This window comes from Haliscomenobacter sp., assembly GCF_033763495.1.
GTDB lineage: Bacteria > Bacteroidota > Bacteroidia > Chitinophagales > Saprospiraceae > Haliscomenobacter.
Window position 1 is genome coordinate 1 of record NZ_JANRKL010000157.1, and the last position, 13,998, is coordinate 13,998.

The window sequence follows — 13,998 nt, forward strand, 5'->3', positions numbered from 1 at the left end:
GGCCAAAAAATTGGTTCGTTTCGACTGGGCGATGAAGAAAATGCTTCGTCACAAAGCCAACTTCGCCATTCTGGAAGGCTTCCTTTCTGAATTGCTCAGTGATGAAGTACGAATCAAACAAATTCTCGATAGCGAAAGCAATAAGGAAACGGATGATGACAAGTTCAACCGAGTGGACATCCTCGTAGAAAACGAAAAAGGAGAATTGGTCATCATCGAAGTCCAAAATACCCAGGAATACGATTACTTCCATCGGATGCTTTTCGGGGCATCTAAAGCCATCACCGAACACATCAAGGAAGGCTCCGCCTACGCTCAAGTAAAAAAGGTCATCTCCATCACCATTGCCTACTTTGATTTAGGGCAAGGGAAGGATTACGTTTATCATGGCACTACCGTTTTTAAAGGTATCCATAAGGGCGATATTCTTGGGCTTTCAGACAAGCAGATTGAAGTCTATCAAAAAAATAGCGTCCATGAGATTTATCCAGAATATTGGGTAATCAAAACTGGTCAATTCAGAAATCGGATCAACGATAGGTTAGACGAGTGGATTTATTTTTTGAAGAATGCAGAAATCAAACCAAGTTTTTCAGCCAAAGGTTTGAAAGAAGCCAATGAGAAATTGGATGCCATGAAACTCCCAGAGAAGGAGCGGGTTGCCTATGACAAGTATTTGCGACACCTGATGAGCATTGCCAGTCGGAATCACACGATAGAAATAGAAGCGAAAGAAATCATAAAAAAGGCAAAAGAAGAAGAAAGAGTTGAAGTGATTTTGGAAATGCACAAAGACGGAGTTCCGGCGAAAACGATTGCCAAATACCTGAAAACGTCCGAAGAGCAGATTTCCCAAATCATCGCCGACCAGCCGAATAAATAAATAACCACAAACCACTACTTCCCAAAAACCGTACTCCTATGTTTAAGCCCCCACTCAACGATATGATAGATCAAATCCTTTATTGACATACCATGATCCGTAAGCCTGTATTCAACAATGATAGGCGTATCCTGAATTATTTTTCGCTCTACCATTTTTATGTCTTCCAAATAGCGCAATTCCTTGGTCAGGGTTGAGGAAGTGATGCGATTCAAAACGGTTTTGAGTTCGTTAAAGCGCTTAGGGGCATCACACAAATGGGCCAGGATTTGCCCACGCCATTTGCCACCCACAATGTCTAAAACATCAGCTACAACCTTGATTCCTTGTTGTTTAGTGTTGATTTCCATGCCAAATATTGCTTAAGAGCTTGTCTAAGTATCCTAAAAACTACCGGTAGTTTTTCACTACTTAGTCGCAAAGATAGACTGCTCGGACTACCTTTGCAACATCAATCAATAAATCCATTAAAACAATGCAAACCATTCAATATCAATCATTCGGTCAATCCGATGTATTAGCCTTAGCCGAAGTGGCTCAAGCGCAAATCAGCAACGACAACGAGGTGCTGATTCAAGTCAAAGCGGCCAGCGTCAATCCTTTGGACATAAAAATCCGCATGGGTTTTATGCAAAAGATGCGCCCTGTTCAATTGCCTTTTACACCAGGGTTGGATGCGGCAGGTATCGTGGTGGCAGTAGGTGCAGCGGTGAGCCGGTTTAAAGTCGGTGATGAAGTCATGGCAGCCACCACGATGGGAGCTTATGCCGAATATGTCATAGCTAAAGAAGAATCTGTTTCTTTTAAACCCAATAATGTATCATTTTCAGAAGCGGCGTCATTAGTGGTCAATCTTGGCACCGCACAAAGCATCTTGTTTTCGGAGGGTAAATTAGAAAGTGGGCAAAAAGTGCTGATTCAAGGTGCTGCGGGGGCGGTTGGTGCCACTATGGTGCAATTGGCAAAAAACAATGGCATTTACGTCATTGCAACTGCTTCGGGCAAAGGCTTGGAATTGGTAAAAGAACTTGGGGCCGATGAGGTCATTGATTACAAATCGCAAGACCTTACCACACTTGTTAACAATGTGGATTTGGTAGCCGATTGCGCTGGTGGCGAAGCCCAAAGTAAGTTGTTTGAAGTGGTAAAATCGGGCGGAAAATTATTGAGCATTGCGGGGATGCCCTCACCAGAATTGGCTCAAAAATACAACATTGAAGCACGGTTTGTTTCCTCTAATCTCTCCGCAAAAAGTTTGGAAAATGGCTTAAGTTTAGTGCTTGAAGGCAAAATAAAGCCTATCATTGCCAAAACCTTCCCCTTAGCGGAAGCCGCACAAGCACAGGATTTTGTTTCGGCAGGCGGCATGAATGGGAAAGTGGTACTAGAGATGGGGTAAAAAGTGGGAGTGAGCGAGGGGATAAAAAAGCTACAATGCCCTGGACAAAGCAGCTACGCCTATTTGCGGCAAATCCAAGGCGCAAGCTTAAAGCGACTGCAAAAAGCGTAGATGCTCAGCCGCTCAGTAATTTTAACGCAAACCGACAACTAGCAACAAACAATGACAACCGACATCATCGAAATCAACAACTTCATCGTACTAATTGAGCAATCAAATTCCGAAAAAACGATTGTCCAAAAGTGTGAAATTGATGGCGATGCTGTTGGCTTTGCTTTCTATGGTTCTGGAAATGTAGAATTAGAAATAAAATATGAAAGTAAAACCAGAACTGTAAAAAATACAACGGGCATTGCAATTTCATTTTTCGGAAACAGCAAAGTTGAGTTTTCCCACAAAATAGAACCCAATAAACCACTACAATCCATTAGCATTTTCTCCAAATTGAAGCATTTGTACACTTTGCCCGAAGCAGAACGTGAACTTTTCAAGGAGTATTTGCCCCAATTGACAAGCCCTGAAGCAAATTTTGTAGAAGGCCCCAGCTTTTACATGAACCCGGACATGCAAAACGCGGTTCAAAAAATCCTGACCACTGAGTACACAGGCGGGATGAGGCTGATGTTCCTGAAAAGCCAGGTAAACGAACTCTTGGCCCACTTTTTTGCCTTTGTCGCCACGGACAAAGGCTGCGGTCTTACGGATGCCGATAAAGACAAAATTTTTCAGGCCAAGGAAATCATCGAAAACAACATTTCCAAGCCACCTTCATTGAACGAATTGTCGAAACTGATCGGGTTGAACAGCAACAAACTGAAAAAGAACTTCAAGGAAATCTTTGGTGTACCCGTATTTAAGTTCCTGCAAGAAGAACGGCTGAACAAAGCCTATGCGCTGTTGAGCAACAGCGATATCAGCGTCCAAGAAGCCGCATGGTTTGTCGGCTATGAAAGTTTAAGTTCTTTTTCAAATGCTTTTCAGCAGAAATTTGGCGCCCGGCCCAATGAAATAAAGCAACAGTTCCTTTCAAACAAATCATAGTTCTTTTCGGACAAATGTGGCAATAAATGGGGCAGCATCTTTGCACCATCAATAACACATTTCAACAAAAGAATTGATTTATGGAAGACAAGAAAATCCTAATCCTGGGGGGAACGGGCAAAACGGGGCGCCGGGTGGCCGAAAGGCTGACCAAACTGGGGCATAAAAATGTGCGTATCGGTTCACGGAACGGAGAACCGCCCTTTGATTGGGAAAACCCCGAAACCTGGGAGGCTGCCATTGAGGGAATGAACGCCGTTTACATCACATTCCAGCCCGATTTGGCCATTCCGAGCGCGGCGGAAGTCATTCAAAAATTCACGGCACTTGCCCACAACAACGGCATCCAAAAAATGGTGCTGTTGTCCGGTAGGGGCGAAAAAGAGGCACAGGTCTGTGAGCAAATCGTCATGACCACCGCCGATAGCTGGACCATTGTCCGGGCCAGTTGGTTCAATCAAAATTTCAGCGAAAGCGTTTTTTTGCCCTCCATCCTTGCTGGGCATGTTGCCCTGCCAAGAGCCACTGCCCTTGAACCATTCACGGATGCCGACGACATTGCCGATGTTGTTGTAGCAGCGCTGTTGGACGACCAGCACACCGGGCAAATCTATGAACTGACCGGCCCACGGCTCCTGACCTTCCCAGAGGCCGTTGCGGAGATCTCGACTGCGTGTGGCCGGGAGATACATTTCCAGGCACTTACCTTGGAAGAACACGCTGCACAGTTGAGGGTCTATCAAGTGCCCGAGGATTATATCTGGCTGGTCAACTACTTGTTTACCGAAGTGCTGGATGGCAGAAACGCCAGTGTCACCAACGACATTGAAAAAGTGCTGGGCCGGAAAGCAAAGGATTTTGCAGAATATGCCAGGGAAACCGCAGCGACTGGAATTTGGACTCCATCACCTCAAACCACCCAGGCATCATGAAACAGTTTTTTTTGAACAACATCAGAGCGATTGTAGTAGGCGCATTGGTTTGGGTATGCATATTTGCTTCATTTACAGTGCTATCTTTTCTTCCTATCCTCCAAGATTCTTTGGATAAACAGGCTTTAATCGTCGCCTTGCTCATCGTGCCTTTTGCCACGTTCGGGGCATTTCTTTATTACAAAAATGGCAACAAGGATAACGGGTTGATGGTGGGTTTGGTCATGGTAGTCACGGCCTTTTCTCTCGATGCCCTGATAACGGTACCGCTGATGGAAATCCCCAACGGAAGGGGTTACCAGAGTTTTTTCAGTTTTTCGTTGTTGTATTTGCTGGCGGCGGTTAATGCCTTGAGTGTTTATCTCTATTGGCGCTTCAAAATTGTCCGCCAGTAGGATTGACAGCATGATCGCATTTTTTGTCAAATTCGGGTATTCTACGTGTTCCGGAAATTTCGGCTTTTGAAAAACGCATGTAGTTTTTAAACCCATAATGGAAATTGGAAAAAATGCAAAGCTTCATTGGATCGAATAAAAGAAGCTTCCAAGAACGCTGCGTGATTGTCAGGCGCTTAAAGCAGTGGGTTGGCAGTCACGCTTCGCTCTCTGAAACGCCCATCCCAACAAAAAAAATCCCCCCCTGAAACACCTTGTCTTTGTTAAAAGATCGACCACAATGGCCAAAAAGTTGGTTCGTTTCGACTGGGCGATGAAGAAATTGAAATTAATAAAGTGATTAAAAAGACCGGAATTTTCATTTTTACAACCCATGATAGAGCGCAAGAGGAACAATTTATTTAATTTTGGAAAGAAGAGGAGGAAAGGTGGCGCTTAGGAAAGCAGAACCCTGCACTATTTGAATACGGAGACTTGATAACAAAATCGAAAAATGAGTTGGCGGAAATTTTTATCCATATCCCAACTCAAGATGAAATAAGGAAGATACTTGGGGATACAGTAGTGCAGTTGTTCTCATTAAGTTGAAAAAAATGACAAAACATAAAACTATTTTCTACATTTTAGCCATTTTCTTAACCCTGAGCTGTCAGAACCTGCAGGGGCAAAATTGTGATTTAACCAGTTTCAATGAATTTTATTCAAAAACCAAAATTATAGAATACCAACACATCAAAATATTTGACAACAAATTCAATAGCACAATTACTTATGACACATTTAATGTCACCATTTTCAAGCTAGGCAACGAAAAAGTGGGATTTCAAATTCTGGGTAAAGAACATGAGTGGTTCTACGATTCGAATGAATTAATTGAGCTAAATCATATAAATAAAACTAAATCAATTGAAACGATAAACGATTTGGTTGGTTTTCCACATTGGGATAAAAACTTATTAAGCATGCTTGATACCTTATCTAAAAAAAAGTGCGAGCTAAAATCAATTGATAATGTTTTGTACCAGTATTATTCAAGCAGGCTTGTTTCAAGATCCAGCGTAGATTCCAACAAATTGCTAATCAACCACTTGGAATACACCTTTACTAAACTTGATTTTGGCAATTTTTTACATAAAGAAACAATAATTAGAGACAATGACACCTTACAAATCCAAAACCATTTCTTCAAAAACATTAGTTTCCAATCAAAAAAAAGCTTTAAATCAATAGAAAAAAGGATTAACAATACTTCCTATCAACTATTAGAAGACGATGAAGCGCTGCCTTTTGGCAAAGAAGCAATCCAGGAAGGTGACGAAATAAGCAGGAAAGAATTCAATGATATTGAAAACAATAGCATTCAAATAATTAGTAATGAAAAAAAATATTCTCTAATTATTTTTTCTTTCATTGGGTGTTCGCCATGTGAAATGGCATTGAATCAATTAAAAGAGGATAAATTGGGTTTAAAGAATAAAGTCAACCTTTACTACAGCAGCTTCCAAAATGAAAACAATGCGGTAAGGAAGTATCTTGAGAATAAAAAGATATTTCAACATGCATTTGCAAAGGAAAGCAACATGATTAATGAATTCAGGCTACCAGTAAGTCCAACTTTCGTGCTGATTGACTCAAATGGCAAAATCAGAAAAATAATTGAAGGTTTCGACAATTCTGTACTGACTACTTTAAATGAAATAATAAACACCCCATGAGGGCAATACATGCATCTAGCTTCTAATGTTTTAAATTTACCTCAAACGTGCATTGAATGAAAAAATGGACTTGGATAAAAATGCCTCTTAAGCTAGCCATGAAGCTGAAGCTCATTCTATTACTAGCCATACTCACACTCAGCACCACCCCACCCAAAACCATTTGGGTAGCCATTGGTGATTCCATCACTTACCTAAACGAGCACCCCAATGAAACGGGCAATAGAATCACCAAAGGTTACATGACCCGGGTGGTGGAGCGATTGCCCCACATTGAATACGTCAACAAAGGTTACAACGGCTGGACTTCGGGGGGGATCGCTCAAAAAATAGAGACCCTTGGCTTGAGCAAAGCCGATATCTACAGCGTTTTTTTGGGCACCAATGACTGGTGGCAAGGCCGGCCCCTGGGCAATTTTTCCGATTATCAAAACAATAGTGGCAATGAGACGGTGTATGGCTCGTTTCGAATCATCATCAACAAGTTGCGCGACTTGAACAAGGACGCAAAAATCGTTTTGATCACCCCCATGCAAAGGGTCGATTTTGTCTACATTGCCAATATGAAAAACAATGCCTACGGCTCGTACAAGGAGAAAAAAGGGCAGCGGCTTGCTCAATTTGCCGAAGTCATCAATACCATCGGCAAATTTGAACAGATTGAGGTGGTGGATTTGTACAATACCCCGAGTTTGAAACTAGAAAAACTGGTGAAATTTAAACGTTTGAAAGACCCCCAAACGGGCGTTTATAAAAACTACAAATACCCCGCATTCATCGACATCCCTTTTGACCCCGCGACGGACGAATATCCTTATCCGCTTGAAGCAATTGATATGACTTACGATGGTCTGCACCCCTCGGATAAGGGGTATGAGGTGATTGCGCGGAAATTGGTGAAGGTTTTGAAATGAGGCTTGCGCTTCAGCCTCAATCCATACCACCCTCAAACACCTGCACTCCCGAATACTCGCTCAACCGATTGTCCTGATCCCAAATCCGGACTTTCCAGTAATACGTTTGCCCGGGCTGGAGCGGCTTTCCTTCGTGGGGGATGTTGGAATTGGTGCTTTTGCGCACTTGGCCACTATCCCATACATCCCCTGAGTTTTGCTCAATTTGCTTTTGTGAAGTAGCCACCAAAATTTGATAGGCTTTTTGCGCCAGCGCTTCTTTGGGCAGCAGCCAGCTGTATTCCGGGTTTGGGTTCTGGCTGGCCGTGTATGCTGCACTGAGTCCGTAGGGAATACCCGAGTAGGGATCTCGGTATTTTTGAATGAAGTTTTCAAGGCTTCGCCTCAATTGGGCCAGCACGACTTGGTATTGGGGATTTTTTGCCAGGTTGTGCTCCTCGTTGGGGTCATTTTTAAGGTCATACAGTTCCTCCCAGGCTTTGTCATTGATGTAGCGGAAATACTTCCAGTCTTTGGTTCGTACCCCTTCACTAGGTGGGATGTTCTCAAACTCCCACAAGTGTTCGACCAAAATGGTGTCCCGATTGAAGTTTGGGGCTGTTTTTTTCAACAATGAACAAAGGCTTTTGCCTTGCCAGCCTTGGGGCAAGGGCACCTGTCCCAATTCGGCAATGGTAGCTGCAATGTCCACGTTCAAGGCCATGGTTTCTACGTCCTGATGCTGGCGAATGCGCGGGTCGTAAACAATCAGCGGCACCCGGACGGAGAGGTCGTACATCAGCCATTTGTCCGCCAATTGGCGCTCGCCCAAAAAGTAACCGTTGTCCCCCATGAGGATGATCACCGTGTTTTTGTCCAGGCCCTGTTTTTTGAGTTGTGCGCGGATTTTACCAATTTCGAGATCCACCCCTGCAATCATGCGGTAGTAGCCCTTGACCATGCGTTGGTACTTCTCAGGTTCGTCAAAACGCCAGGTCCAGCGCAAGCGACTGAACCCCGCCCGAACCTTCTCAGGTTGCGCCTCAAAATAACGGTCGTCGGCAAGCGGTGGCAGAGCAATTTTTACATTTTTTAAAAGGCCCGCCGTTTGTTGATCGTAAAAATACTGCTCAGCTGCGCCGTCGTGGGCATGTGGTGCCGAAAAACTCAGGGAAAGGCAAAATGGTTTATCCTTTGGTGCCTGGGCTATAAAATCTATGGCTTTCTGCCCGGTATAACGGGTTAAGTGTACGGTGTCCTTGTTCAGGGTTTTGTAAAAATAGCCCCGTTTGTCCTTGTACTTTTCGTTGCGGTCATAGGATTCATACTGATCAAACAGATCACCCAGTCGATCGTAATTCACCCCGAATTTTCCAAAGAAGCCGGTAAAATAGCCCCCTTCTCTCATGGCTTTGGGGTAAGCGGTAGCCATGTATTCCTGCCGGACCCTGTTTACCTGAAAGGTGTACTTGTGGGTGCGTTCGTGCAAGCCACACAAGATACTGGCCCGGCTCGCTGCACAAATCGGAGTACTGGCGATGGCTTTTTTAAAATACGCCCCAGCCTTGGCTAGTTTATCCATTTCGGGGGTATGGGCATATTTGTTGCCTGCATAGCCGAGTGCATCGTGACGGTGATCATCGGTCAGGATGAAAATGATGTTGGGGCGGGTGTTGGATGCGGTTTGGGCGCAAAGCGATTTTGCAACCAGCATCATACACAGGAGGTGGGTTATTTTCATAGTCGCCAAAGGTGTTTAATTATGGGGAATATACACTAAGTTTCTATTTATTTCACCCCTCCTTTAGCAGCGAGCTGTGAAAAGTAATGCCAAGGATTTTTCGAAGCTCCGCAGCACATGGTTAGTTTCACCAAGACCTACACGACGATTACGCGCTCCGCGCTTTAACGCCTTCGGCGTAGAGCGAAAAGAGGCGAAGCCTGTCGCTTTTAGCAAAAAGAGGCGAAGCCTCAAAAAACGCGAAGCGCATAATCATCGTGCATCTCGTGGTTAAAAAAGCGCAGCAATGCTTAGCATACGTCTTTTCTCTATCCATATATCCCACTCTTTTCAGTCTTTTTTGTTTTAAAATAAAATAAATTCAACAAATAAAGAGCAAAGCTGCATATTCCCGCAAAAAATAGTTTTATCTTTCCTGGCACTGATATAAAGCTTTGAAAACTAATATCGTTTGCCCATGTTTGACCGAGCCGTATTACACCTCGACGCAGATACCTTTTTTGTATCCGTTGAGCGCAAGCGCAATAGCGCCTTAAAAGACAAGCCCATCGTGATTGGTGGAGGCAGTGACCGCGGGGTGGTCTCGTCTTGTAGTTATGAAGCCCGCAAATACGGCGTATGCTCCGGAATGGCCATAAAAATGGCACAGCGCCTTTGCCCGGAAGCGATCTACCTGCGCGGCGATCTGGACGCCTACACCCAGGAATCGCAGCTCATCACCGACATCATTTCCGAATATGCCCCGGTGTTTGCCAAAAACTCCATCGATGACTTCGAAGTAGACCTCAGCGGGCTGGATCGTTATTTTGGTGCATTCAAGTGGTCGGGGGAATTGCGGCAACGCATCATGCGGGAGTCGGGTTTGCCCATCTCCGCCGGAGTGTCGGTCAATCGATTTGTGTCCAAAATGGCCAGCAATGCCGCCAAACCCTGTGGTGAGTTGTTGATTGATCAGGGACAAGAAAAACCTTTTTTGTCGCCGCTGCAAATTGCCAAAATGCACGGGGTAGGGGAGGTGTATGCCCGTAAGCTCGTGTACATGGGCATCCGCAAGATTGGCACCTTGAGCCAAATTCCCCCCAAGCTCCTGGTGCGGGAGTTTGGCAAATACGGCACTACCCTCTGGGAACATTCCAACGGCATCGATAGCTCCCGGGTGATTCCCTACCACGAGGAGAAATCCTTGTCCAAAGAGTGTACTTTCCAAACCGATACCATTGATGTCCGGTTTTTGAAAGCGAAACTCACCGACTTGTGCAGCACCCTGGCTTTTAATCTGCGCGCCTCCAGCAAACTGACCTCTTGTGTGGCGGTCAAAATCCGCTACACCGATTTTCAAACCTATCACAAACAAAAACAAATCACCTATACTTCCAGCGACCAAACCCTGCTGGATTGTACCCTGGATTTGTTTGATCGCCTCTACACCCGACGGCAATTGGTGCGCCTGATTGGCGTCCGTTTTTCCGGGCTGGTGCGCGGCAATCTGCAAATCAGCCTCCTCGAAGATACCCCTCAGGAAATTGAATTGTTACAAGCCCTCGATCGGGTGCGCCGCCGTTTTGGTCAACATGCGATCAAGTGGGCATCAACTTTGTAGTACTACTTAGCTGGTACAAGTCTCCAGACTTGTACCAACATTTTCGCGTCTCCTGACGCATGAGCAACGCGAAAACACTGAGAAAATACACGTCAGAGACGTGTTGATAATGGTACAAGTCTGGAGACTTGTACCAGCGCCAGTAACAAACCGCGGATGCGGTTGAATTTGGAATAGCACATGTAGTTTTACCTGAAACTGATGTATCTCAACTGTCACACTCATTTTAGTCTCAATTATGGCACACTTTCACCTGATGCGCTGGTACAAGCGGCTAAGGCTAAAGGCGTTAAAGCCCTGGCGCTGACCGATATCAACAATGTATCTGGTGCTTTTGAATTCATGGAAGCCTGCAAAAAACAGGGCATCAAACCCATTTTGGGCATCGAATTCAGGAATGAAAAACACCAGCTCCTCTACATCGGTCTGGCCAAAAACAACAAGGGTTGGTACGAATTAAACTACCTGCTTTCTCAAATCGATCAAAAGCCCTTGCCACCTGTTCCGCCCAAAATGGAGCATGTGTTTATCCTGTACCCTGGACTGGTGAAACCCCTTGAACATTTCCGCAACTACGAATTTATCGGGGTGCGGCCGGAGCAGGTCAAAAGCCTGTTTAGTTCAGAATTGAAAAAACACCCAACTAAACTGGTCGCCCTTTCCCCGGTCACTTTTGCCGAGGCCGAAGAGTATGAACTACACAAAGTGCTGCGGGCCATCGGCAAAAACGAGCTGATCAGCCGTTTGCAAAAAGAGGACTTTGCCGGGCCTTACGAGCGGCTTTTTGAAATCAAAAGGTTGCTCAATGCGTATGAATTGTACCCCGAAATCGTCCAAAACACGGCCCAAATTGTGCGGGATTGCCAGATCGAATTTAAAAAAGACCTGGGCCACAATCGCCGCTGTTTTACGGGCAGTGTTGAAGAAGACCAGGCGCTGCTGCGCAAACTGGCCATGGAAGGTTTTGGCCGGCGCTACAACAAACGCAACCGTGAGGCCCAAAACCGGGTAGAAAAGGAGCTAAAACTCATTTACCAAATGGGCTTTACCGCCTACTTCCTCATTGTATGGGACCTGATCAAATACGCCTCCTACAGCAACATTTTCCATGTGGGGCGGGGGAGTGGGGCCAACAGCATTGTGGCCTACTGCATCGGCATCACCGACGTGGACCCCATTGGCCTGAACCTCTACTTTGAACGATTCATCAACGAGCACCGCAGTTCGCCACCCGATTTTGATGTCGATTTTCCTTCCGATCAGCGCCCACTTATTCTGGATTACATCTTCAAACGGTATGGTCGGCACCACACGGCCTTTATCTGCACGTATGATACCTTCCAGTTTCGCTCCATTGTGTGGGAGTTGGGTAAAGTGTTTGGTTTGCCCAAAAGTGAAATGGAAAAAATTGTAGCCAATCCCCAAAGCCCGGAGGAACACCACGAACTGGCCCGCAAAATCTGGGAGTACGGCCACCGCCTAGAAAACATGCCCAACGAACTCTCCGTACATCCTTCGGGGGTCATCATTGCCGAGCAGCCCCTGTATCACTACTCAGCCCTTCGGCAGATGCCTTTTGGCTTTCCCATTGTTCATTTTGACATGTACATCGCGGAAGACTGGGGCTTCAATAAGTTTGACATCCTGGGGCAATGTGGGCTTTCGCACATCCGCGATACCGTCACTTACATTCGCGAAAACCAGGGCAAAGCGGTGGATGTGGAGGACATGGAAAAAATCTACGCCGATGAAAAAGCGAAGGCCCTGCTGCGCACTGGCGATACGGTGGGCATTTTTTACGCTGAATCGCCCAACATGCGGGAGTTGTTGCCCAAACTGCAATGCGACAATTACCCCGATCTGGTGATTGCCTCCAGCATCATTCGCCCGGGGGTAGCCAGCTCGGGCATGATGCGTGAGTACATCCAGCGGCATAAGCACCCCTACGCCTTTGAGTACCTGCACCCCTGTTTTAAGGAACATTTGGCAGAAACCCACGGCGTGATGGTGTTTCAGGAAGATGTGATGAAGATTTGCAATGCTTTTGCGGGATTGTCGCTCGGCGAAAGTGATGTGCTGCGCAAAATCATGAGTGGCAAACGCCGCAACTCCGAAACCTTTGAACAACTGAAAGGCAAGTTTTTCAACAACAGCAAAGACCGGGGCCACCCGGAGGAGCTGGCTCAGGAAGTGTGGCGCCAGATCGAGAGTTTTGCGGGGTATTCTTTTTGTAAGGCACATTCGGCGGCATTTACGGTATTGTCTTTTCGGGATTTGTACCTCAAAGCCTACTACCCGTTGGAGTTCATCACCGCCGTGATCAACAATTTTGGGGGCTTTTACCGTACCGAAATTTACCTGCACGAGGCCAAAAAACTGGGTGCTACCCTGCATGCCCCTTGTGTGAACCACAGTGAGGTGCTGGCCAAAATTGAAGGCAAAAACCTCTACCTCGGGCTGATTTTTATCCAAGGCTTGGAAAAAAACCTGGCCGAAGAGATTGTGTACCAACGCAAATACCAGGGGTCTTACAAAAGCCTGGAGGATTTTATCAACCGGGTTCCCATATCGGCCCTGCAACTGGAATTGCTTATCAAGATCAATGCTTTTCGGTTTACAGGCCTGAACAAATACCAGCTGATGTGGGAAAAAAACAAGGTGCTGAACCCGAAAAACAGCTTCGTCCAGGCGGCTACTTTTTTTGAAAGTGCCAGCGAAGATTTTAACCTGCCGGAACTTCATGAGGGAGCATTTGATCAGGCATTTGATGAAATAGAGTTGCTCAAATTCCCGCTGTGCTCGCCTTTTGATTTGTTGGATTGGGATTATTTAGAGGGCAAAAAGGAGCAGCTGAGCCTGGCGAATCAGCTCAAAACCCAGGTCAATACCCTCATTTCCATCCTCGGCTATTTCATTTGTCGCAAAACCACGACAACCAAACAGGGGCTGCCAATGGGATTCGACGCCTGGTATGACCAGCAGGGCGAGTACTTCAATACCGTGGTTTTTCCTGTAGAAATGAAGCAGTTTCCGCTCAAAGGGCAGGGCATTTACCTGCTACAGGGTAAGGTTAGCGAGGAGTTTGGGGTGTTCAGTATTACGTTGCAGTATTTGGAAAGATTGCCTTATCGGCGGGATGAGCGGTTTGAGTGAGGGGAATTATTTCTCATTTTTATCTTCTAATATCAGATCAGTTCCAACTGAGTTCGGGGACTTTACGAATACATTATTCCTACCAACGCGACAGTAATAGCAGCGCGGATGAACTGTGATCAAAAGCAAGTTTTCAGACACAATTTTTTTGAATTGTAAATTTGGGATCAAAGTCCATCCCAGATTTTACAACACCAAAAATCTGTCGAGCCAGTTTATGCATGACCGCAGTCAAAGCCACTTTCC

At 45.6% G+C, this 13,998-nt stretch carries 11 protein-coding genes; 9 read left to right on the forward strand and 2 right to left on the reverse strand.

Annotated elements, in window-relative coordinates; translation table 11 throughout:
• Nucleotides 1-883 (forward strand): Rpn family recombination-promoting nuclease/putative transposase (locus SFV55_RS16775; RefSeq protein ID WP_320030683.1); only part of this gene is annotated, 883 nt, incomplete at its 5' end.
• A gap of 14 nt (nt 884-897) precedes the next feature.
• Here SFV55_RS16775 and SFV55_RS16780 read toward each other — a convergent pair.
• Nucleotides 898-1,233, reverse strand: a complete 336-nt coding sequence (locus tag SFV55_RS16780; RefSeq protein ID WP_320030684.1) for a helix-turn-helix domain-containing protein — start codon at nt 1,231-1,233, stop codon at nt 898-900.
• A 125-nt stretch (nt 1,234-1,358) separates the two neighbouring features.
• Between SFV55_RS16780 and SFV55_RS16785 the strand changes: the two genes are divergently transcribed.
• The 6 genes from SFV55_RS16785 to SFV55_RS16810 all read left to right on the forward strand — a co-directional run bounded on the left by SFV55_RS16785 (nt 1,359) and on the right by SFV55_RS16810 (nt 7,279).
• Complete coding sequence (locus SFV55_RS16785) at nt 1,359-2,282, forward strand: NADP-dependent oxidoreductase (protein ID WP_320030685.1); 924 nt, start codon at nt 1,359-1,361, stop codon at nt 2,280-2,282.
• Nucleotides 2,283-2,444: 162 nt separating this feature from the next.
• A complete protein-coding gene (locus tag SFV55_RS16790; RefSeq protein ID WP_320030686.1) occupies nt 2,445-3,323 on the forward strand; it encodes an AraC family transcriptional regulator in 879 nt (292 codons plus the stop codon).
• A gap of 80 nt (nt 3,324-3,403) precedes the next feature.
• Nucleotides 3,404-4,255: an NAD(P)H-binding protein gene (locus SFV55_RS16795; protein WP_320030687.1), complete on the forward strand. Its 852-nt coding sequence runs from the start codon at nt 3,404-3,406 to the stop codon at nt 4,253-4,255.
• Nucleotides 4,252-4,650 (forward strand): DUF5367 family protein, encoded by a 399-nt coding sequence (locus tag SFV55_RS16800; protein ID WP_320030688.1) that lies wholly within the window; start codon nt 4,252-4,254, stop codon nt 4,648-4,650. Before SFV55_RS16795 ends, SFV55_RS16800 begins: the two co-directional genes overlap by 4 nt.
• A 593-nt stretch (nt 4,651-5,243) precedes the next feature.
• A complete protein-coding gene (locus tag SFV55_RS16805) occupies nt 5,244-6,365 on the forward strand; it encodes a TlpA family protein disulfide reductase (RefSeq protein ID WP_320030689.1) in 1,122 nt (373 codons plus the stop codon).
• A gap of 56 nt (nt 6,366-6,421) precedes the next feature.
• The gene (locus SFV55_RS16810) at nt 6,422-7,279 is read left to right on the forward strand and encodes an SGNH/GDSL hydrolase family protein (RefSeq protein ID WP_320030690.1); all 858 of its coding nucleotides are present in this window, start codon (nt 6,422-6,424) and stop codon (nt 7,277-7,279) included.
• Between the two features lie 16 nt (nt 7,280-7,295).
• On the opposite strand, the gene SFV55_RS16815 is transcribed toward SFV55_RS16810, so the two are convergent.
• Nucleotides 7,296-8,999, reverse strand: a complete 1,704-nt coding sequence (locus tag SFV55_RS16815) for a sulfatase (protein ID WP_320030691.1) — start codon at nt 8,997-8,999, stop codon at nt 7,296-7,298.
• A gap of 457 nt (nt 9,000-9,456) precedes the next feature.
• On the opposite strand from SFV55_RS16815, the gene dinB reads away from it, so the two are divergent.
• Nucleotides 9,457-10,599, forward strand: coding sequence for a DNA polymerase IV (gene dinB / locus SFV55_RS16820; protein ID WP_320030692.1), 1,143 nt, complete (start codon nt 9,457-9,459; stop codon nt 10,597-10,599).
• Between the two features lie 201 nt (nt 10,600-10,800).
• A complete protein-coding gene (locus SFV55_RS16825) occupies nt 10,801-13,752 on the forward strand; it encodes a DNA polymerase III subunit alpha (protein WP_320030693.1) in 2,952 nt (983 codons plus the stop codon).
• Nucleotides 13,753-13,998 lie beyond the last annotated feature (246 nt).